Raw genomic sequence first — 20,783 nt, 5'->3', positions numbered from 1 at the left:
CAAAAATCCCTTAAAAGAAACGGCATTTCCTCAGAAAAAAATAATAATTCACCAGAAAAGAAAGGAAGGCACTGTACTTTAAAGTGCCTTCCTTCATTATTGATCAGTGAGAAAGTGGAGCTAACCCTGAAGGGAATTATCAGGCTTCCATTGTTGAAAATTTCATCGTCGCCAGTACGACGAATACTACACCTACCCCTGCCACTGCGAACAGTTCTCCTGCAAAGGTGATCGGCTGATTAAAAATGGTAAGATTCAATCCCATCGCTTCTCTTAAGGCAGGCGCCATGGTCGCCGGTTCGAGAATCACTTTTTTAAACATATCCACCGAATAAGTCAGGGGATTGATTTTCACCAGTACATTCATCCACGCCGGCATTCCGTTCAATGGAAACATAGCCCCTGATAAAAACAGCATAGGAAATATCAATACCTGTACGACCATTTGAAAGCCTTGGGATGTCTTTAATGTACTCGCAATCAATAATCCGATGGAAGATAAAGTAAAAGCTACTAAAAACATCACAGGGATGAGTTTAATGATCATGAGAATAGAGATCGAGACACCGATGAACGGAACGAATATCAGCATCATCAACCCCTGAATCACCGCAACCGTACTACCTCCGAGCACTTTCCCGATCGCAATCGATATACGTGAAATCGGTGACACCAGGATTTCCTTCATATAACCGAATTCTTTATCTTGTACAACAGATAGTGAAGAAAAAATAGCGGTTGTAAACACGGTCAAACCAATAATACCCGGGAACATAAACTGGACAAAATCAAAGTCAGCAAGAGGGCTGTCAGGGCTTGCGCCGCCCATCATGGACGACATTGCCCCACTCATACCGCTTCCAAATAAAATGAGAAACATGAACGGCATAGCAAATGAGCCCAGAATTCTCGGCCGGTCACGAAAGAATTTGATGACATCACGCTGCCATATCGCCAGGATTCCTTCCATATTATCGCCCCTTCCTTGCGAGTTTTTTATTCATGTCTTTATCTGAACCGGTGTCTTCACCAATCTCTCTTCCAGCCAACTGCAAGAAAACATCATTCAAAGTTGGCCGGCGTAAATTGACACTTTTGATCGGGATATCAAATTGCTTCACGAAGTCCACTAACAACTTACTGCCATTCTCTACACGGAAGCTTATGCCCTCTCCATCTTCAGCAGCTTCCGTCCCATACCGTTCTTCTATAAGGGATTTAGCTGCTTGGTTATCCTCTGTGGACACATGGATGATATCTCCCCCAACTTTTGACTTCAATTGTTCAGGGGTGTCTAAAGCAATCAATTCACCATGGTTCATTATAGCCACGCGATCACAAATCTCCGCTTCCTCCATCGAGTGGGTAGTCAGGAAAATAGTAATTCCTGCTTTCTCTTTTAATTTCAGGATATACTCCCAGAGGTGGGCTCTTGTTTGAGGATCCAATCCTACTGTGGGTTCATCAAGAAACAATACCTTGGGATAGTTTAACAACCCGCGTGCAATTTCTAACCTTCTTTTCATACCACCAGAAAAAGTTTCAACGATTTTATAACGATTCTCTTTTAAATCAACAATTTCCAGGACTTCTTGAATACGCTCTTCCCGCAAACTTTTCTTAACACCATAAAACTTGCAGTGTAACTTCAAGTTTTCATTTGCAGTCAGTTTCTCATCTAAGGTGGAAGCTTGAAAAATCAACCCGATACTTGCTCTCACTTTATTTTTTTCCTTCACATTATCAAATCCATTGATTTGGGCATGACCTTCTGAAGGTTTAACAATCGTTGATAGCATATTAATCGTTGTACTTTTCCCAGCACCGTTTGGACCCAAAAAGCCGAAGATCTCACCTTTATTGACAGACAGATCAAGGCCTTTGACCGCTTCAAAGCCTTTATAATACTTTTTCAGCCCTTTGACCTCAATGATCGTATCCAATGACACCCCTCCTAGTTTGTTTGTAAGCTTGCTTCTGTATCTGTAGACGCTTTTTGTTTTTCCTTTTTCGGCTTACTTGTTATGAAGAAGGACAATAGAATACCAACAACTGCAATGATTGTTGCGACCATAAAGGCGACATCGATCCCATGGATCATGGAATTTGTGATGATCTGTTCACGTGATGCATCAGCTGAAGGAACATATTCTTTCGACGCATTGGTCATAACTGTAACTAAAAGTGCTGTACCTATCGACCCTGCAATTGTACGCATCGTATTATTCATTGCTGTACCATGTGGAATCCAATCGTTAGATAATTGATTCAAACCAGCGGTAGATACAGGCATCATGACCATCGCTACTCCCATCATCCGGATAGCGTAAATGACCAGAATAAATGTGTAACTCGTAGTTGCAGTCAAGTTAGTGAATACAAAAGTCGCCCCTGCAATAATCGTCAAACCGACAATCGCTAGCCAGCGGGCTCCGATTTTATCAAAAATCTTACCAGAAATAGGTGACATCACACCCATAACGATTGCACCTGGAAGCAGCATCAACCCAGATTCAAACGCTGTAAACCCACGCATCGTCTGCATGTATATGGGAAGTAGCAATTCCGCTCCCAACATGGAGACCATCACAATCATACTGATGACTGCCGCCAAAGAGTAAATTTTGTTACGGAATACTCGAAATTCCAAAATAGGCGTTTCTAAACGGAGTTGCCTGATGATAAACGCAGTCAGTGATACAACTCCGATGATGACGGCGACATATACATTTGCGCTGTCCCATCCATCATTCCCTGCACTGCTTAAACCATAGAGAAGTCCACCAAAACCAAAAGTTGATAGAATGATAGAAATAATGTCGATCGTCGGATTCGTCTGTTTCGTTACATTCTTAAGTGCAAAAGCACCAAATGCGATCGAAGCAAGTGCGATCGGTATAATCACCATGAACGGGACACGCCATGAGTATTCTTCAACAAGATAGCCGGACAAGGTCGGTCCAATTGCAGGACCAAAGGCGATGACAAGACCTGCCATCCCCATGACAGTACCTCGTTTTTCAATCGGGAATATCATTAACAAGACGGTCTGCATAAGCGGCATCATGATTCCTGCCCCACTCGCTTGAATCAAGCGGCCTGAGAGCAGTACTGGGAAATTAGGTGCGATAGCTGCCACTACTGTACCCAGGGTAAACAAGGACATTGCCGTAAAGAATAAGCTCCTTGTCGTAAATTTCCCAATTAAAAAGGCCGTAATCGGAATCATGACTCCATTCACCAGCATAAACCCTGTCATTAACCATTGGGATGTGCTGGCGGAGACATTTAAAGTCTCCATAATATTCGGTAAAGCCGTATTCAATAATGTCTGATTCAATACGGCTACAAAAGCGCTGACTAATAGTACTGATACTATAGCTACACGATTTATCGGCTGTTCTTCTTCTGTTTGATCGATCTGCTGATTGACTTCAGCCATATTCTATTCCTCCCTCTCCCTAAACGGAAAGCCCTCTCTTAAGAAGGTTCAGTTCAATCGTGAAATTTTCCATTGCTTTTTCTTTAGATAACCCTTTAGCAAAATGCCGGATGATATTGTTAAACATCAACATACGTACGAGGTGAATCGCATGATAGAGCTCCTCTTCGTTGTTCGTATTTAACTGATCCTGATCAATATACTCCTTGATATCATTTAAATATTTCAGAAGCTTATCTTCGGTTTCCCCGTTCGTAAATGTGCTTTGAATTTTATGGTTCATATTTAAAAAGACATGCTTGAAAAAGGTGCGTTTTTCCTCTTTTTCGAACTCCTCCAAAGTTACTCCAAATAGTCTGGTTGTGGCTGCAAAAATATCGCCTTCCGACTCTTTAAGAAATTCAATAAACATCTCTTGCCTTTGTTTTGAATGTTCTTTTAACAAGTAATAGAAAGCATCTTCCTTATCTTCGAAGTATTGATAAAAGCTGCCTCTGGAGATTCCACACATTTTTATAATGTTGGAAATGGAGGCTTCGTGTAAGGGAGCTCTAGAAAACTCGATTCTCGAAGCCTCCAATAAAGCTTGCTGCTTATCTTCAGGTAAATTATAAAACGTCTGTTTCGGCATTCCGCGTTACCTCCCCACGATATGACACGGTGTCACATCCAATTGATACTTTGCTATCTTAAATCATCGCGAAGGAATAGTCAATAAAAAAGTGACACATTGTCACTTTTTATATAAACCTGTGATGGCACCGTGGAAGTTGAGGAGAAAAGTGAGATTTAACGGACAGATCGAAGCTTTTAGTACCCAAGTGCAATCGCTTTTGAAACACTCAGAAAATCAAAAAAATCGGTACCTGATTTCCACTGTACTCACGCATTAGCGTAGTGGAGATCAGGTACCGACATAAAAGTGTTCCTATCCTTTTGAATCGATTAATAGTAAGAATGACTAAACAAATAACAGTGATTCCAATAAGGAAGAGCATTCCCCCGAATAAGAAGAATTCATTGATTGGTCCTGCGTATTTAAACCAGATCAATGCACTCTCAAGGCCGAATAAACAAATGATACAAAGAGCTGAAAATATATTTTCGAACACCTTTTTATTTTTCTTCAGACCTTGCCTTGCTGCAAAGTAACTCAAAACAGCCCCTAATAAAATAAGGATTGAAAGTCCGAGAAACACAACCATTCTAAACCTCTCCCTAAGTGAGCAAATTCAGTAAAATAACAGCCGATCCTTAAGTGTAATTTTACACCAAAATAGACCCTCCATCAATGGAAGTTGAATGGTTACTAAAGCACCACCTATATTTACGACTCGCCTATTAAAATTTACATCACACCTGACTCGATTACTAAACGAGGCGGCGATGTTGTGAGTTTCGCATTTACTCCCAACGGCACGCCATAATTAGGCTGGCAGTGTCCGATAGGAAAATTCTCCACCACAGGAAAAGGGGCGCAAGCGAAGAAGTCTTTCAACACTTTTTTTATTTTCGCATATTCGTCTGGTTCCACTTGGAAGTTACCTATGACAACACCTTCGACCTCATCGAACACCCCTGACTGCTTAAGATGAGTAAGCATCAAATTAATACGAAACGCAGGTTCTGAGACTTCCTCGATCAGTAGGATTGCTCCATTTGTATTCACTTGATAAGGTGTGCCCAAACCATTGGTGAGAAGAGTAAGATTCCCCCCTGCCAAACGCCCTTCTCCACTTCCGTGAGCCAGCGTAACGAGTGGCGATTTGTTTGAATCATAGGTCTGAGATTCTCCCGTGAATAATGGATGAAAAGTGGATTCTGTCTCCGCTGTTCTTTGCTCGTCATTCAGGTCGGATGACACCATCGGCCCGTGGAAAGTAACCAGGTCAGTGAAGTTTTGAATGGCATTAAGCAGATAGGTAACGTCACTGTACCCCCAAAAGAGCTTAGGGTTTCTTTTTATTCTTTCATAATCAATCCCGGGAGCAATCCTTGCCGTCCCGAATCCTCCATTAGCACAAAAGATTCCGCGAATCGCAGGATCAGAAAAAGCTTCATGCAGGTCCTCCAGCCGCTTCTGATCGACAACAGCAAGGTCCTCATTCATTTCGTACACGTGCCGTCCAATCACGACCTCAAGCCCCATATTCTCAAGCACACTTATCCCTTCTAGCAACTGTTGTTTGTCTGGTGGTCCAGCTGGCGCAATCACCGCTACCCGATCACCCTTTTGTAAGGCTCCTGGTTTAATCATAACTTTCCTCACTTTTCTTAATTCTGAAATTGTCGGCCACTATATTGCCGAATTCTTTTAAGTAATAAAGATAATCATCATTTCCGTAGTTGTACCTTTTGTTATACATTTTAGCTACTACCACATTGTATTTTGGAATCACTAACAAAGTTGGACCCGTCACACCTAGGATTTGAAAGGAACCTCTTGGCACTCGGTCCCCTAATTCACTCAATTCTCGAGGAATATCATGCACGAACCAAAACATCCCGTTACGAGGAAACTCTTTTGCTAGGTGATCAGGTGTAAGTATACTAACCGCAAGTTCAATGACCTCTTGAGGGACTATTTGCTTTCCATTGAATTTCCCTTGGTTAAGAAAGAGGTTACCCCAAAGAGCAAACTCAAGAGAGGAAACAAACAGATTGGATTCCATTCCATCTTCAGCCGAACCGGTTGTGTCTTTTGCAATCTTATTAGGATCAACTATTACTTTCACTAAATCATCATTGTCTTCCGTTTCCCACCACGTTCTTTTCAATCCCATTGGTAAAAATACTTTTTGATACAGAAATTCCGGAAAGGGTCTGCCGTAGATTTCATGTATTAGTTGAGCCATAAGTTTGATATTCATTCCTCTGTAGGCCCATTTTTCACCAGGATCGAATTCTCTGATGATCTCCCCTTCTGAAGTTTCATCAAGACCATGTGTGTGAGTTACCATATGTCGTAAGGTGGTATTTCCAAAAGTGTCTCTGTCTATTTCATGAAAATGATCACTGGCATAATCATCAAGGCTATGTATCTTTCCTTCATATAAAGCAAAAGCAATGCACAATCCTAAGTAACTCTTTCTGGCAGATGCCACATTGAATCTGGAATTCTCATTTATAGGTCGTGAATTGTTCGTATTGGAATGAAACCCGCAATAGTGTTCAAAAACGATCTTATTGTCTTTGATTACAGTGAGTGCAGCTGCAGAGCTATGATTTCTCTCTTTGATATCTTCTACCCATGAAACTATATTTTCGTATGTTGGACTCATCTAACCCCCCTTAATTCCATAACCTTACAATCGCGTTCGGTGGTGACGCCTGCGGGAACAGCGCGAGCCGAAGATCCACTTGGTCAAGTGATCTTCTTGACCAAGTTAGCTGAGGCCGTGCCCGCGGCAAGCATCCACCGACAAGCGATTTGGAGAAGCAACAACAAACTTTAACAGTTCCTCTAGATTGAAAAGTGTTTTTCAGTGAAATTTAACAGACCCTATAATAAAGAAAAAGTTAAAATCGTCATTTGCCCTTTAACTCTTGGTCTTTATCATTTAAAACCGGATTTCTGGATAATGATTATTACTCAGAGAAATTTCAGCTTCATTTTTATAAATGAGTTAAAATATTAACGAGCTTCCCGAACGGATCTCTAACGTAAAAACGCCGAACTCCCCACGGTTCCTCAGTCGGTCCATACTCAATTGAAATTCCTGCATCTTTTATACGGGTGAGCACCTCGTCGAGATCATCAACCTCAATGGACAAATCAGGGACAGGTGTGCCGGACCCACCTTCTGATAAGAAACTGATTTGGGTGGCCATTTTCTCATTAGAACCATACGTTGCAATAAATCCAAGATCCATTTTTTGATCAAGTCCCAGTATCTCCTCGTAGAAGTGCTTTGCTTTGGAAATGTCCTGTGTCTCAATATTGGCAACAATTCGCATAACCTTCATTTATATACCTCCGAGACATTTTAGAGTTTAATTTATCACTACTCACAAATTCTATTTATGTAGAACAACTTCCATGTGATTACTTCAAAAACCTGCCCTCACCAAAAGAAGTAAACGATGTCAACTCAACACTCGCTTCTACATTAGCTTAATAAGAAATTCAGAACATCAGATTCTAATTCTTGATGGAAAAGCTCTCTATCAAATCCAGCCGGGTCTTGAGAAGGAGGAAATGAGGATTTTTTCATCTCTTTCGGAAAAGGACTCAGGAAGGAGAAATGACCAGCGTTATCTATGATTCTGCTTTCAATTTTTTCAGTATTTCCAGCCCCTTTCAATAAAATCTCAGCATGAAAATAAGGAGTGATTTCATCTCTTTCTCCTGTCACCATCAAAATTGGTAAATTCAATTTTTCAAGAGCACCCTCATTCCTGAACCACCCTAAAGCAGGCGCTAATAAAATCACCTTTTTTATTCTTTCTTCCACCTTTAGATCTATTACTTCAGGTACTTGGTTATCCGTTTCCCACGGCAGAGTTGTCGGTATTCCACCAGTTGCCGCAATTGCGGTATAACCTCCCATTGAATGTCCGATTATTGAAATATCATCAAAATTAACATTGTTTTTAAAAAGATCGTCACCTTTAAACCAGTCAATGGTTTGAGTGATATTGCCTGGTCTGCTTTCTAAAAGGGTGACTGAGTTTTCCAGTTGATTGTCATGGATATTGTTGTAAGGATGTTCGGGCATCGCTACTATAAATCCATTTTGAACTAAATGACGAGCAAGAGTTCTATAAACAAGTGGAGTTCCACCAGTACCATGAGAGATGACTACCAATGGAAAGACATCATCTTGCGTTTTTGCATCCTTTGCCACATTTAGGCTATACGGTCCTATGAATTCTTCTTTTTCAGGTGTGTGGGTTGGATACATAACAAACACAGGAAATGTTACACCTAAATGATCATCAAAAACTTCAACCTTTTTAAAACCAACAAGCTGTTGTTCTTTTTCTACGTTTTTCAATTAATATCACCTCAGTATTTATGTAAGAAAGACTACTTTCACATACGTCATCATAATTAATTCTCCAATAAACCTGCTCTGTAAGTTTAAGTGATTTTCAGTTGAAATAGGATCATTAATTAATGTATGGATAGGATTAAACCACTTTATATTTGCCTCCTCCGTTTAAAACTCAATTTAATATTTTCTAAAAAGCTCATGGAGATGGTGCAACGAATTCGACTTTTACCCTATCAGGATCTTCAAAGTAGACAGCATAATAATCCTCTCCGCCTGCATAAGGATGTTGGTTTTCGTATAAGATTTTCATACCTCTCTCTTTAAGCATTCTCGTCATCTCATCTACTCTTTCACGTGAAGAAGCATGAAAAGCCAGATGATTTAAACCAGTCCTGCATCTGTGGTAAGGAACGTCTAAGTATTCAGTTTCTGTTTGCACAAATACTAAATAAGTTTCCCCTAACTTCCAGCTTTGTCCCTTATTCCATTTTTGATAAGATTGGTAGCCTAACTCATTTAAGAACCAGCCCCAAAATGATTCAGATTTCTCTAAGTCAGATACATAGATTTCCACATGATGAAGTAATCCCTCAGACAATGTAACTACCCCTTCCTAATTTGAACGATTTTCTTAATTACAGTTTCAACTTCTTCATTGTCATGAACCAAAAATAGATAGTCTGCCTCATTTTCTTCAGGATCTCTTACACCTTCTTCGCAGGCTTCCTTTTGTTGGCGCTCAAGCACTTCGTAAAAGCTAGAATAGTCTCCTCTAAAGATATTGATATTCCGATCACTTTGATTCACACGTTTCTTCAGTTCATCTTCCGGGATATCAAAATGAACGAGTATGCGTACAAACTCTTTTTTATTGAATACCAGGATTTCCTTCAAGTAAAAAAAGAAGACAAATCTTTCTATCAGATTTGCCCCTTTATTCTTTATCACGTCGTCCTATTCAGTAAATGGAATTGTGAGACCCCCACCAACCTCAAGCTTCAAATTTTGCTGATTATTCACTGGAGCAAAAACCATTACATAGTTTTCTGACTCATGTACCTCTTCCTTACTGTAAATCGGCATGAACTTTTTCCCATCTGACCTTAAAAATATACCCATTTTATTCTTATCAGCCCTATATCCATGTTCTCCACTTGTTTTTCTGGGGTTAAGAAACAGTTTTTCTATTTTACTTTTCTTTTTGTATTGTTTTCCATTTTTATCCGTGTAGATTTTAATATCAGTCCCAGTAACGACGACCCTTGTTTCTAAGGCAGAGTACTCTACTTGCTTAATATTGTATGTTTCTCCATGAAAAGTGAATTTCTTATTTATTAAGTCAGTTTCCCTATCAAAGGTAGCAGATGGTTTAAGTTTGAATTTTAACGGCCAAGTTGTATGTAGAGTGCCGATGCCGTCTTTTTTCCACATCGTCATATCTTGAACCTCTAACCGAATGTTTTGACCCTTATATCCTTTTATTGATTCAAAAGATAAGGCTTCATAAACTTTATTCTCCTTACTGCTGTAGTATCGGCTTCCCCAACCCACACTTTCTAATGATTTTTTTTCACTGCCAATAATCAAATTAACGTTACTGACACCTTCCCAGAGATCAATATAATAATCCTTTAAATTTTTCTCTTCACTATGGTAGGTCAAAAGGAGTTTTGTTTCTTTATCATCGGTTAACACCCTTTTGAAATGTATGGTTATGTCATGTTTTTCATCATAGTATTTTTGATCAAGTACTTGGCCCTTTCCCGAATCTACAGTAGCTCTTACACCCGCGTCATCAATATGCCCACTCGTGAAAATGTTGCCATTTGACTTTTCAGATGCCTTCGATGGCGTGAAAAATAGTGATAATCCATAGGCTAAAACCAATATTAACGAAATGCCAATGCTAATTTTCTTCATATGCATCCTCCTCACACTTCCAATTATTTCAAAAAAATGAATGATACTCAATTATAAATATAAAAAAGGATTACCTTTTATTTATTAATTTATGTAACCTTCAACATTAATAAGAATAATCGTTAAACTTCAATAAAGAATTCCATATGGATACGGCAACAATATCTTTATTACAAACCCTATAATAGTAGCTAAAGTAATAAAGACTAAGAGGATACTTGACGTTTGCCTATAGCGCTGTTGCGCTCTTGAATTTGGATTTATCAAATCCCATCCTCCCCTTACCAGGAAAATTATAATTACAAGAATCATCCCATCAATAAAAGGTTTATTTAGTAATTCGGCAGCAATCAATGCTGAGAATATTCCAATAAAGGTTAATCGATTGTCAATTCTTTTATCGACCTCTTCAAAATATTTGTCTATTGCTTTAAGATATTTCTTCAAAAAATGCCCGCCTTATACAGAAGATTTTCAAGTAATAATCTTTAATGAAACTAGTATCCTCCTTATCTTTTCATCTTTCTGGAAAAAAAGAATATCAACAGCCAGACTATTGAGAATAGATTTCCTAATCCCACATATATCGCCCAGACTTCCCCAATTTGGATAGAGTGTAAAAAATAATCCCATTCATTATATCCTTCACTTCTACCAATACTATTAATTATAGTAACTAGCGGTATTGTAATAACAATAAACGCAGTCACTAACGCCAAACTTATACTCCTTTTCTTCATTAAACTAAATAATGAAGTTCCTAAAACCAACAATAAGAAAAGGTAATACAATATCAAGGTCCATGGTGCCACGGTTTCCATAAACAACCCCCTTAGAGTAATTTTACACTAAAAGGGATCTCTTTCAAGGTGGCCTTAACGGAGCTTCCTTTATGCGCTTCTGTCTTTCTTTCAATGGTCGCTTCAATCATTTTAGATATTAAATTTCTGGACATAGACTCCGTCCTTAAGATGTTCGGTAAAGTTACCCTGACTTACTTCGTGGATCAGCCCTTTCCAGAAGACATGGGCTTGTTCATTACTTTCTATCTGTGTTATCTCCCACTCCCCAGGAAACAATGTAAACAGTTTCTTCGCAATGGCTTTTCCATAACCATTCCTCTTGTATTTAGCAATAATAAAGTACTCCTCAATTGTATTGGGATTTGAAACAGTAGCACTCTCTATAAGAGCGAATCCAATTAACTCATCAGCTAACTTAATAAAATAGGCGTGGAATTGATTGTTAGTCCAATATTTTTTTAAATCAAAAGGTTTGTAAGCTCCATTGTCTTCTAGCTTTATATCTGGTAGATAATTACTGAATTCATAAATATAAAATTGCATTAGATTATGTAGTTTAGCCGCTTCATCTGTTCGCACTTTTTGCAAATGAACCATAAACTCACCTCCTGAAAAATTATAAAGAAAGTCAACGCCTAAACGCTGACTCCTAACCACATTCATGGTTTTTATAAAATGATATTTTCATCACCTCGGCTTCTTATACAGTCAATAATGAGGTAACCAAACACAAAGCTGAATATCATAACTCCCCCTGTGTATTGGTTGAAAAGCAAACTGGTGAATGGAAGGTAGAATGAAAACACTTTGGTTGAATAAAGAAAAGGCGCTAGAATAACATACATTGCTGGAATGCCTACGCCGAGAAACTTACCGATTTCAAACCCTTTAGCTTTCTCTTGTTTAATCCTCTTCCATAAGCCAGGTAAAGCGAAGAGAGCACCTAATAGAATTGGATATAATAAACCGAATGTAACTACTGGCCAAATGTTGTAATCAAGCTCAGCCTGCTCTTTTAAGTCTTGATAGATTTTCAAGCAAGCAATCAGAGCAAATAGCATTACCAGCGTGTAAACGAAATAACCTGCGAATTTTTTAATTTAAAATCCCCCCCCTTTTTTTGAACTCGGCGAATTCATTCCAATCTAATTGAGCCGTATAACAAATAAAACTCTAGCTCGCACTAGTCCATTTTTTTATCTATCTATGAGCATGAGTATGCTTCATTTAATATAAACTTCCACCAATTCGTAGCATCTTTCTTCTGTAAGCTTTGCTAGCACAGACACATATTCTAAGTGTTCCTGCGTACCGCCTTCATATTCCAGGGATGCTTCCAAAGCACTATCATCTCTGGATTTCATCCAATCCCGCTGTTCTTCTCTTAATTGATCCATTTCTTCAGCTGGCAGTTGCTCGATTAAAACACTATAAATTTCATTCAACAATTCATCCCATGTATCCCATCGATCGTTTTCTACTTTTTTCAAGGCATATGTAGATGAATCCGCTGCTTCCATTTCTTCCGTTTCTTTTTTAGCAGCCATTAATTTTTCCTCATACTCTTCTTTCTTACTAACCTCATTATCAGTAGATGTGTCTCCATCTTCGGTAAGCACATTGGTGGATGCCTCATCATCTTCGTTAGTTTCCGTATTCTCGGTATTTGATACATTGTCGGTAGACTCTTCACTAGAAGCATCGTCAACATTATTTTGAGACTGGTCTTCCGACATAGCACTTGAATCTTCACAAGCAGCCAATAAAATAACAAATACTACAGTAAGCGTTACAATTAAAATATTCCTTTTCATAATATGACTCTCCTTAGCTATTGAAAATCATTACAACTCTTCAATCTTACTGAAAATCAAAGCATATGCAGCTTGTATGTTATTTTCATTTCTCACATCATTATATAAAGAAATTTGCCACTTATCTGCTCTATCTCTTTCTCCCCCAGTGTATAAATAGCCTGTAGCAAAATAAGGGTTATTTATCTCAGGAGCCGTTTCATAATTCATCCCTTCCCTTACAAAAGGTAACGCACGTTTGCTCGAATCAATAAAGAAAATAGGAATGGTCAGCTCTTTGTAGAGTTGAACGTACTTATCTTTCGAGGCTTCCTCAAATTCATCAGGCATTACAAATATTGAATCATACTCATTTGAGACCGTGTTTGCGCCAACCTCTTTCATTTGAAAATCGATGAAATTTATAAGCTCATTATCTATATCAGGTGATTCGCCGACCACCGCTATGTTCAATGGTGCACCATCATATTTTTTATATTTAACATTGTCTTCAGAGCAAGCTGCTACTAGTAATAAGGCAAATACAATCACAACCATCTTCCTCATAACACAAGACCTACTTTCTATTAATCCAGTAAACTTCTAAGTGATTTTTTAGTCAAAGCAATATGGTGAAAATTATAGTTGCTCTTTTTCGTTAGATAATCCCATTACAAACGGAAATGTTAAACTAAGCACGACTATACCAAGAATGAAAAAAATTATATGCAAAACGATTGGAACAGCTGTATTATTAAAAACCCCAATTAAACTAAACGCAATAATAATGGAAAGCACAGCATGTTTACATTGAGATTTTTCTGATAAATACTGTCTATGGCCGCAATACTTGCATACGCTCCTGGACTTTAACTTCATTTGTTGCTTCATTGCCTGAGACCAAGGCCATTTACTATTGCACATTTGGCAAGTGGGCACTTTATAACCTCCCCCTTGTTTATATCTTTTTCTTTTTCACTCTGTATCTCTTGTCTTATTTTCGGAGAGATGAGGAGATAGCTATAATGAATAATATAAAGAAAACCAAACCGACTCCAAGCAGAATATTTAACAAGCTCACAACGCTCTACCCCCTAGGAAATTTTCGCCATCTTAAAATCTATCTATTTAACTTTTTCTAAATAATAAAACCAAACACAAAAATCCCGGACCAACTTATCCAAGTCATAATCAAAGTAACCACTTAATTCATGAAATTAAAATAACAACATCCCACACCTTATATTAGTTTACATACGAAGCAAGTCAATTTTAGTTTCAAAAACTTTCCTGCCTTCCCTTTTAAGAGCCAATCGTCTAAAATGTCAATTTAGCCAATCAGAGAAAGACTTTATAATTTATGAAACTTTAACTAAGAGATAATAGTCATAATGGTGTAAAGGGAGGGAGAACATTGAAGGAGAAAGCCGCGGAAGACATAAGGAATCTGACAAACGAAGGAAAACAATCCTTTTTAAATGAATTAATGGAATCTCATTCCAGGAAAGTTTACTTATTAGCGTATTCTTATGTGAAAGATCAAGGAACCGCAGAAGATATCGCTCAAGACGTATTCATAAAGTGTTTTCGATATATGGACCGATTCCGGGGGGAAGCCGCTATCTCATCCTGGCTTTACAGGATCACAGTGAATCGATCTAAAGATGTTCTTAGAAGGAAGAAACTTGCAAAATTAAAATATCCCCTTAATTACTTTGATAAAGAACAACAATCAGAAAGTACTGAACAGACATACATAAAACAAAATCAGAGAGAACAGGTTCTCCAAGCTGTGATGACCTTGCCAATAAAGTACCGAGAAGTACTAGTTCTTTTTTACTTTTATGATCAAAAAATCGAAGACATCAGCATGACCTTAGAAGAAAAGGAAAACACCATTAAAACTCGACTTGCCCGAGGGAGAGAAAAGCTGAAAACCCATCCTATGATTCAAGAAAGGATGATATAAATGGGCGATATGTTTAAAGAGGCAAAAGGTTATTATGAAAATCATTATTATGATGATTACATCCATGACCGAATAAAAAAATCCGTAAATGAAGAGATTCAGAAAGATAGCCGAAAGAATACAAAGGTCTATAATAGAAAGGGATATTACCTAGCTACAGTTGCTGCACTTTTCATAGCTGTTCTTATCGGCACTTCCTTTATGTCACCTTCTGTTTCTAATGTTATGTCTAAACTTCCTATCATCGGTTCCATGTTCAATGCCGAGGAAGAGAAACTTCAAATTTCAGAAAAAGTAAACAAGGATCAAGAGATGTTAAATGAAGAGAAACAAATCAAAGAAAAACTAAGGGAAATTGGGCACTCTATAGGTTTAGCTTTTTACCTTCCCAATGAGGACATATTTACTGTAGGTATCATAACTGAAAAAGAAAACTTTCAAAAATTACACGAGAAAATAAAAAAACAAGTATCCAGCCTAGTTCACTCATATGGTCGAGAAAATTATGATATAGAGGTATTCCGATATGTTGAAGGTACACACATTGAGAAGGCTTCCTATGACAGATGGGGAGAACTCACAGGCCCATTTGCAGTTGGAAGAAAGCAAGAAATTTTAACAAGTTATCTAGAGGAAGAAACCGGTACTAATGAACATCTAAATACTGCATTTGATTTTGGCTCCAATGTACTAACCGTATATGCCGATACAACAGAAACAGATGTAGAAGCTCTTAAAGCTGCACTTCCAAAAAAGTTAGAGACCATTAACTTTGGTACATTCAAAGTCGAAGTAAGAGTATTAGGGGAATCATAAAAGAGACGATATCCCTTAAACTCGCAAGTAAACTTACGATTGCGAAGGTTAATAAGAAATTTCAAATATACATGATTATCTAGTGGGATCATAAAGATAAGGTGGATTACTTTCACCATGATGCCCCCAGAACCAGAGTAGATACCTAATGTGAATTTAAAGCCCTCAGGAACACAACATTTTCATTTGTGTTCCTGAGGACTATTCTCATACCTTGATCTATGAATTCTGCAATGATGCGTATTATGACATGTACGATTAAGCAAAAGAAAAGAACGCTCCTTATCCAGGAATCGCGCTCTCTTCTCAAGTAACCTTCATATTCTTATGGGTAGAAAAGTACTTTAACATAGTCCTCATTAGGTTGGATCAGCTTTTGAAAAGTGTCCGGCCCCTGCTCTAATGGTAAACGATGTGAGATCATCGGCTTGATGTTCAACTGTCCAGTACTCATATAATAAAGAGTGGAACTCCATTCTTTACCAGGAAACGGCGAGGAAATTGCATTCCAGGAGCCGATGATTTTCAATTCGTTCCGGACAATCTTTTCAAAATAAAAACGTTCCATATCAATTTGAGCATAGGGAATGCCCATGTAGAGCACCTCTCCTCCTTTTTTAGGCAGAGCAAGAATTTGTTCTGAAGTTATCGGTGACCCGGCACATTCCACGGCTAGATCGACTCCGAGCTGCTCCGTTGCTTCAGCTACCTGCTGATGGGCTGGACCATTTTTCGGATTGACCTTGCTATCCGCCCCTACTTTTTCCGCAACCTCCAGCTTTCGATCATCGATATCGATTGCAATAACTTTTTTTGCACCGAATATCTTCGCCCATTGAATGGCCAATAAGCCAATACTTCCACAGCCCATTATGGCTACAGTCGCACCAGGGTGAATGCTCGTACGATAGAATCCGTGTGCGACAACGGAGGATGGTTCAATCATTGCTGCTGTATCATAATCCACATTATCTGGAAGAAGAAGGACATGCTTGGCAGGTAAATGAACAAACTCTGCATAAGCTCCAGGATGACGGGCTCCTATGACCGTGAGCTTTTCACATTGTGATAAGTTTCCTTTTAAACAGCTATGGCATTCACCACAGTAAAAGGTCGGACAGCCGGAAACGCGATCACCAACTTTAATCCCTTCGACAGCTGGTCCTATTTCTGCCACTTCTCCAGCGAACTCATGACCAAACGTCATTCCTTCTACATATGGTCCCAGTTTTTTATATCTGGAAATATCCGATCCGCATACACCCACGGCTTTCACCTTAATCACCACGTCGTCTGCTTTTTGAACGACTGGTACCGCTGTATCTTCAAATCTAATATCCTGTTCACCATACAGGTTTAAAGTTTTCATCTTTTTTCACCTTTTTCGTTACATAGATTCCGTTTCTTTTCCCTCTCGTTTATTCCCACTTGCTAGTTTGTAGAGTGCTGCTCCTATGACTACCGCATTAAATACCATTTGGTGTTCAAAATAAAACTCCCCAATGGCCCGCATAGGTCCCAGCATGAATTCTAAAAAGATATCTACCATCATTAAAACCTCATTTCTTTTACTCGACAGGAGTCAATAAAACTTTAATGGCTTCCCCGCTTTTGATTGCCTTGTAAGCATCTTCCCAGTGAGTAATCGGATACTCATGAGTGACAAGCGATTGAGCGTTCACTCGACCACAGTTCATCAATTCGAGAGAAGGTTCCCAATCGGCTGATTTTTGACTTCGGCTTCCAATCACTCTGATTTCTTTTTGAATAATCTTTTCAAGGTCAAAAGATACTTCCGGGCTAGGAAAGATCCCGACTTGTCCATATTGTCCTTTTTTCTTTAACAGATCCAAGGCTTGATTAGCTGCTGGGACGGCGCCCGAACATTCAAACACCACATCGGCTCCGTATCCATCTGTCAGCTTATGAACCAAATCTTTAAGGTTTTGTTCTTGAATATTAACTGCATAATCTATTCCTAATTCTTCCGCTTTGTTCAGTCGGATTTGATCGTTGGACAATCCGGCGATGATCACTCTTGCTCCTCTGCTTTTTGCTACTTGAGCTGTAAACAACCCGATCGGTCCAGGACCAATTACAACCACCAAATCTCCCTCATTGATTTCTGTCTTAGCCACTGCATGATGGGTACAGGCAAGCGGCTCGGTCATAGCAGCAGACCGATCATCAACATGAGGCGGAAGAAGGTGGACGCTTTCTTTCCGGGCAATCAGATATTTGGCAAACCCACCATCCTGCTGGGTTCCCAGCCCCTTCCTGTGATTACAAAGATTATAGTCACCATTTTGGCAGTACTTACATGTGCCACACACATAAAATGTCGTTTCAGATGTTACACGGTCTCCAATGTTGAATTCCGTTACTCCATTGCCAACATCAACGACAACTCCAGAGAATTCATGGCCTAAGGTGACAGGTACATTCACTTTGTAGTGTCCTTCGTAAGTATGAATGTCCGACCCGCATACCCCAGCGTATTTCACCTCTATTTTCACTTGATCCTCGCCCACCATCGGCTCCTGCTTTTCCTGGATTTCCAGATTTCCGAACCCAAGCTCTGTTTTAACGAGTGCTTTCAAGGCTATCCCTCCTATAGTACGAGTCAATTAAACAAGCTGAAGACTTTGAATATGATCCAGTTAACCAGATTTCCACCCTGGTCGATACTGGAAATCTTTGCAGACCCTTCCGGCATTTCGAAGTCCGCATTGAATGCCATTTCTGTGAAAATTGGTGCTACATCTGTCGCCATATAGAGAGATAGGGCAATCATCAAAGTTCCTACTATGACGGAATGGACGATATTCCCTCGAGCGGCTCCCACAATAAACGCCACTACAAATGGAATCGTAGCCAAGTCACCAAAAGGCAACAACGCGTTTCCAGGTAGAATAACAGCTAATAGAACCGTGATAGGCACAAGAATTAATGCTGTGGAAATTACAGCCGGGTGCCCAAGGGCAACAGCGGCATCTAAACCGATATAAATTTCCCGATCACCAAAGCGTTTTGACAGCCATTGACGAGCCGATTCAGAGACAGGCATCAATCCTTCCATAAGAATCTTGACCATGCGAGGCATCAGCACCATAACAGCTGCCATCGCCATTCCAATCTCAATGACTTCTCCTGCACTGTAGCCGGCGAGAATTCCAATCGCTGCACCTAAAAACAGACCAATGAAAATAGATTCCCCGAAGATTCCAAAACGCTTTTGAATGGTGTCCGGGTCAGCGTTCCAATTTTTAATGCCGGGAACTTTATTCAGCCACCTGACTAATATAATTCCAGGTGCATATGAAATCGTACTTCCTGTTGCAATGGAAACACCTGGCAAGTCGAAAAATTCACTAACCATAGGGGCTGTCCAATCCGCTACTTTAAGACAAACGATTTGGAAGATCACCGCAGCAATCAACCCTTGTACAATGCTACCGGAAACGGCATAAACCATAGCAGCCATAAATGTATAATGCCAAAAATTCCATATATCAACGTTCATTGTTTTCGTCGTTTTCGTAAGCAGCATGATCACATTAACTACAAGCCCTAAAGGGATGATGAATGCAGCAACGGCAGAAGCCCAGGCAATCGAGGATGAAGCTGGCCATCCTACGTCAATTACATTCAAACTCACTCCTAACCGGTCTACCATTCCTTGTGCAGCAGGCCCAAGGTTATTAACCAGCAAATCTACCACTAAGAATATACCGACAAAAGCTACACCTATCGTCAGTCCAGACCGAAATGCTTTTCCTGGTTTCTGTCCGAACAATAAACCTAAAAAGAAGATGGCAACCGGCAAAATCACTGTTGCCCCTAAATCTAAAAAACCTTGTACGATGTCGACGAAACCTTGCATGAATAATCCTCCCTCATTCTTTCAGTTGACCAGACTCATTCATTATTTTGTAAGTTCTTCAAGTATTTCTTTTTTCGTATCCTCCGTACCGATCCCAGTTAAAAACGAACGAGCATTGATTACTGGAAATGGATAATCTTTTTGCGTCATCGCAGTCGTGACCAATAGGTCTGCTGTGTCGACATATCCCCCTACTTCTGAAATCTTGATTTGTACGAGATCTAAACTCAGATTATTCTCTTCAGCCATCTCTTCGATTGCTCCATTCACTACTGTAGACGTTGCAATACCTGCCCCACACGCCACTAATACTTGCTTCTTTGCCATAAATATCTCTCCTTTATTTTTCATAGTTTCAGAATGTTTATTTTTGAAGCGCTGTCAAAATTTCTTTCTTTGTATCCTCCGTGCCAATTCCAGTCAAGAAAGATCTTGCGTTAATAACCGGAAATGGATAGTCTTTTTGTGTCATAGCTGTAGTCACTAACAAGTCTGCTGTATCGACATAACTTCCTACTTCAGCAATCTTTATCTGAGCGAGGTCTACATCCAAGTTGTGTTCTTTTGCCATCTCTTCAATTGCTCCGTTTACAACTGTGGATGTGGCAATGCCTGCACCGCACGCGACCAATACTTGTTTCTTCGCCATTTTTAGTTCTCTCCTTCAAGTGCACCAAAGTCCAACTTTTCTTCCATTAGCTTTCTGATGCTTGCTTTATTTTGGTCATTCAAAATAGATACGAGTACATCTTCATTTTGGAAGACTTTCATCAGCTGTTGCAGCAACGATAACTGGGAATGGGCTTCATCCATAGCTAACATAAAAACGATTTGGACTGGGATCGTTTCCTTATCATCACCCATGACTCCAAAATCAACTGTATTTTTCAATATACCCATACTTATCGTTTTCCGGTTGACGTGCTCCACATCTGTGTGCGGAATAGCAACCGCTACTCCAGCCGTCGGAAGTCCTGTAGCATATTCTTTTTCCCGGGCGATGATCGCTTGTATAAAAGAATCTTTCACTAATGCTTGTTTTTCAAGATTCCGGCCCATCTGATCTAATACATCTTCTTTTGTATTCGCCTCTACACCAAGTAGAATGACGGACTCATTAAAGTAGATTTCACTCATAATATTCACCACATTATTCATAA

General features: G+C 39.4%; 29 protein-coding genes. 3 read left to right on the top strand and 26 right to left on the bottom strand.

What is annotated here, in order from left to right; all coding sequences use genetic code 11:
* Positions 1 to 139: 139 nt before the first annotated feature.
* The 7 genes from ACTWPX_RS19770 to ACTWPX_RS19740 form a co-directional block, all read right to left on the bottom strand.
* Positions 140 to 970 carry an ABC transporter permease gene (locus ACTWPX_RS19770; protein WP_443121200.1) on the bottom strand — a complete coding sequence of 277 codons (831 nt, stop codon included), beginning with the start codon at positions 968 to 970 and terminating at the stop codon, positions 140 to 142.
* A 1-nt stretch (position 971) separates the two neighbouring features.
* Positions 972 to 1,943: an ATP-binding cassette domain-containing protein gene (locus tag ACTWPX_RS19765; protein WP_128523306.1), complete on the bottom strand. Its 972-nt coding sequence runs from the start codon at positions 1,941 to 1,943 to the stop codon at positions 972 to 974.
* A gap of 11 nt (positions 1,944 to 1,954) precedes the next feature.
* Positions 1,955 to 3,442: a DHA2 family efflux MFS transporter permease subunit gene (locus tag ACTWPX_RS19760; RefSeq protein WP_443121199.1), complete on the bottom strand. Its 1,488-nt coding sequence runs from the start codon at positions 3,440 to 3,442 to the stop codon at positions 1,955 to 1,957.
* 19 nt (positions 3,443 to 3,461) lie between these two features.
* On the bottom strand, positions 3,462 to 4,073 hold the full coding sequence (locus ACTWPX_RS19755; protein ID WP_443121198.1) for a TetR/AcrR family transcriptional regulator: 612 nt from the start codon (positions 4,071 to 4,073) through the stop codon (positions 3,462 to 3,464).
* A gap of 211 nt (positions 4,074 to 4,284) precedes the next feature.
* Positions 4,285 to 4,647 (bottom strand): hypothetical protein, encoded by a 363-nt coding sequence (locus tag ACTWPX_RS19750; RefSeq protein ID WP_443121197.1) that lies wholly within the window; start codon positions 4,645 to 4,647, stop codon positions 4,285 to 4,287.
* Positions 4,648 to 4,790: 143 nt separating this feature from the next.
* Positions 4,791 to 5,699: a S66 peptidase family protein gene (locus ACTWPX_RS19745; RefSeq protein WP_443121196.1), complete on the bottom strand. Its 909-nt coding sequence runs from the start codon at positions 5,697 to 5,699 to the stop codon at positions 4,791 to 4,793.
* Positions 5,692 to 6,723, bottom strand: coding sequence for a serine hydrolase domain-containing protein (locus ACTWPX_RS19740; protein ID WP_443121195.1), 1,032 nt, complete (start codon positions 6,721 to 6,723; stop codon positions 5,692 to 5,694). Before ACTWPX_RS19740 ends, ACTWPX_RS19745 begins: the two co-directional genes overlap by 8 nt.
* 39 nt (positions 6,724 to 6,762) lie before the next feature.
* Here ACTWPX_RS19740 and ACTWPX_RS19735 point away from each other — a divergent pair, with 39 nt between their 5' ends.
* A complete protein-coding gene (locus tag ACTWPX_RS19735; RefSeq protein WP_443121194.1) occupies positions 6,763 to 6,897 on the top strand; it encodes a hypothetical protein in 135 nt (44 codons plus the stop codon).
* Between the two features lie 160 nt (positions 6,898 to 7,057).
* On the opposite strand, the gene ACTWPX_RS19730 is transcribed toward ACTWPX_RS19735, so the two are convergent.
* From ACTWPX_RS19730 to ACTWPX_RS19675, 12 genes are all read right to left on the bottom strand, one after another.
* Complete coding sequence (locus ACTWPX_RS19730) at positions 7,058 to 7,408, bottom strand: VOC family protein (RefSeq protein ID WP_443121193.1); 351 nt, start codon at positions 7,406 to 7,408, stop codon at positions 7,058 to 7,060.
* A 143-nt stretch (positions 7,409 to 7,551) separates the two neighbouring features.
* Positions 7,552 to 8,439 carry an alpha/beta hydrolase family protein gene (locus ACTWPX_RS19725; RefSeq protein WP_443121192.1) on the bottom strand — a complete coding sequence of 296 codons (888 nt, stop codon included), beginning with the start codon at positions 8,437 to 8,439 and terminating at the stop codon, positions 7,552 to 7,554.
* A gap of 196 nt (positions 8,440 to 8,635) precedes the next feature.
* Complete coding sequence (locus ACTWPX_RS19720) at positions 8,636 to 9,037, bottom strand: VOC family protein (RefSeq protein ID WP_443121191.1); 402 nt, start codon at positions 9,035 to 9,037, stop codon at positions 8,636 to 8,638.
* Positions 9,038 to 9,042: 5 nt separating this feature from the next.
* On the bottom strand, positions 9,043 to 9,387 hold the full coding sequence (locus tag ACTWPX_RS19715; RefSeq protein WP_443121190.1) for a hypothetical protein: 345 nt from the start codon (positions 9,385 to 9,387) through the stop codon (positions 9,043 to 9,045).
* A gap of 6 nt (positions 9,388 to 9,393) precedes the next feature.
* Positions 9,394 to 10,359 (bottom strand): hypothetical protein, encoded by a 966-nt coding sequence (locus tag ACTWPX_RS19710; RefSeq protein WP_443121189.1) that lies wholly within the window; start codon positions 10,357 to 10,359, stop codon positions 9,394 to 9,396.
* Between the two features lie 129 nt (positions 10,360 to 10,488).
* Positions 10,489 to 10,806: a hypothetical protein gene (locus ACTWPX_RS19705; protein WP_443121188.1), complete on the bottom strand. Its 318-nt coding sequence runs from the start codon at positions 10,804 to 10,806 to the stop codon at positions 10,489 to 10,491.
* 62 nt (positions 10,807 to 10,868) lie between these two features.
* Positions 10,869 to 11,180: a hypothetical protein gene (locus tag ACTWPX_RS19700; protein WP_443121187.1), complete on the bottom strand. Its 312-nt coding sequence runs from the start codon at positions 11,178 to 11,180 to the stop codon at positions 10,869 to 10,871.
* 111 nt (positions 11,181 to 11,291) lie between these two features.
* A complete protein-coding gene (locus ACTWPX_RS19695) occupies positions 11,292 to 11,759 on the bottom strand; it encodes a GNAT family N-acetyltransferase (RefSeq protein ID WP_443121186.1) in 468 nt (155 codons plus the stop codon).
* A gap of 71 nt (positions 11,760 to 11,830) precedes the next feature.
* A complete protein-coding gene (locus ACTWPX_RS19690; RefSeq protein WP_443121185.1) occupies positions 11,831 to 12,199 on the bottom strand; it encodes a hypothetical protein in 369 nt (122 codons plus the stop codon).
* Between the two features lie 186 nt (positions 12,200 to 12,385).
* Positions 12,386 to 12,976: a lysozyme inhibitor LprI family protein gene (locus tag ACTWPX_RS19685; RefSeq protein WP_443121184.1), complete on the bottom strand. Its 591-nt coding sequence runs from the start codon at positions 12,974 to 12,976 to the stop codon at positions 12,386 to 12,388.
* A gap of 30 nt (positions 12,977 to 13,006) precedes the next feature.
* Positions 13,007 to 13,507 carry a hypothetical protein gene (locus ACTWPX_RS19680; protein ID WP_443121183.1) on the bottom strand — a complete coding sequence of 167 codons (501 nt, stop codon included), beginning with the start codon at positions 13,505 to 13,507 and terminating at the stop codon, positions 13,007 to 13,009.
* A gap of 87 nt (positions 13,508 to 13,594) precedes the next feature.
* The gene (locus ACTWPX_RS19675; protein ID WP_443121240.1) at positions 13,595 to 13,879 is read right to left on the bottom strand and encodes a TIGR04104 family putative zinc finger protein; all 285 of its coding nucleotides are present in this window, start codon (positions 13,877 to 13,879) and stop codon (positions 13,595 to 13,597) included.
* A gap of 490 nt (positions 13,880 to 14,369) precedes the next feature.
* Between ACTWPX_RS19675 and ACTWPX_RS19670 the strand changes: the two genes are divergently transcribed.
* Both ACTWPX_RS19670 and ACTWPX_RS19665 read left to right on the top strand, forming a co-directional pair.
* On the top strand, positions 14,370 to 14,924 hold the full coding sequence (locus tag ACTWPX_RS19670) for a sigma-70 family RNA polymerase sigma factor (protein WP_443121182.1): 555 nt from the start codon (positions 14,370 to 14,372) through the stop codon (positions 14,922 to 14,924).
* Positions 14,925 to 15,740: a DUF4179 domain-containing protein gene (locus ACTWPX_RS19665; protein WP_443121181.1), complete on the top strand. Its 816-nt coding sequence runs from the start codon at positions 14,925 to 14,927 to the stop codon at positions 15,738 to 15,740. It abuts the gene before it with no gap.
* A 325-nt stretch (positions 15,741 to 16,065) separates the two neighbouring features.
* On the opposite strand, the gene ACTWPX_RS19660 is transcribed toward ACTWPX_RS19665, so the two are convergent.
* Genes ACTWPX_RS19660 through ACTWPX_RS19630 form a run of 7 tightly spaced genes read right to left on the bottom strand, consistent with a single transcriptional unit; the run spans position 16,066 to position 20,760 of the window.
* Positions 16,066 to 17,109, bottom strand: a complete 1,044-nt coding sequence (locus ACTWPX_RS19660; protein ID WP_443121180.1) for a galactitol-1-phosphate 5-dehydrogenase — start codon at positions 17,107 to 17,109, stop codon at positions 16,066 to 16,068.
* An 18-nt stretch (positions 17,110 to 17,127) separates the two neighbouring features.
* Entirely contained in the window at positions 17,128 to 17,289 is a 162-nt protein-coding gene (locus ACTWPX_RS19655; RefSeq protein WP_443121179.1) for a hypothetical protein, read from the bottom strand.
* 19 nt (positions 17,290 to 17,308) lie between these two features.
* Positions 17,309 to 18,340, bottom strand: coding sequence for a zinc-binding dehydrogenase (locus tag ACTWPX_RS19650; protein WP_443121178.1), 1,032 nt, complete (start codon positions 18,338 to 18,340; stop codon positions 17,309 to 17,311).
* A gap of 23 nt (positions 18,341 to 18,363) precedes the next feature.
* The gene (locus ACTWPX_RS19645) at positions 18,364 to 19,623 is read right to left on the bottom strand and encodes a galactitol-specific PTS transporter subunit IIC (protein ID WP_443121177.1); all 1,260 of its coding nucleotides are present in this window, start codon (positions 19,621 to 19,623) and stop codon (positions 18,364 to 18,366) included.
* A 42-nt stretch (positions 19,624 to 19,665) separates the two neighbouring features.
* Positions 19,666 to 19,950 carry a PTS sugar transporter subunit IIB gene (locus tag ACTWPX_RS19640; RefSeq protein ID WP_128523340.1) on the bottom strand — a complete coding sequence of 95 codons (285 nt, stop codon included), beginning with the start codon at positions 19,948 to 19,950 and terminating at the stop codon, positions 19,666 to 19,668.
* A gap of 37 nt (positions 19,951 to 19,987) precedes the next feature.
* Positions 19,988 to 20,272 carry a PTS sugar transporter subunit IIB gene (locus ACTWPX_RS19635; protein ID WP_128523342.1) on the bottom strand — a complete coding sequence of 95 codons (285 nt, stop codon included), beginning with the start codon at positions 20,270 to 20,272 and terminating at the stop codon, positions 19,988 to 19,990.
* A gap of 2 nt (positions 20,273 to 20,274) precedes the next feature.
* The gene (locus ACTWPX_RS19630; protein ID WP_443121176.1) at positions 20,275 to 20,760 is read right to left on the bottom strand and encodes a PTS sugar transporter subunit IIA; all 486 of its coding nucleotides are present in this window, start codon (positions 20,758 to 20,760) and stop codon (positions 20,275 to 20,277) included.
* Positions 20,761 to 20,783 lie beyond the last annotated feature (23 nt).

This window comes from Halobacillus sp. H74 (assembly GCF_052246715.1).
In the GTDB taxonomy this organism is placed as follows: Bacteria; Bacillota; Bacilli; order Bacillales; family Halobacillaceae; genus Halobacillus; species Halobacillus litoralis_A.
Note: the sequence above shows the minus strand (reverse complement) of the source record. Positions and strands in the feature narration are given on the sequence as shown.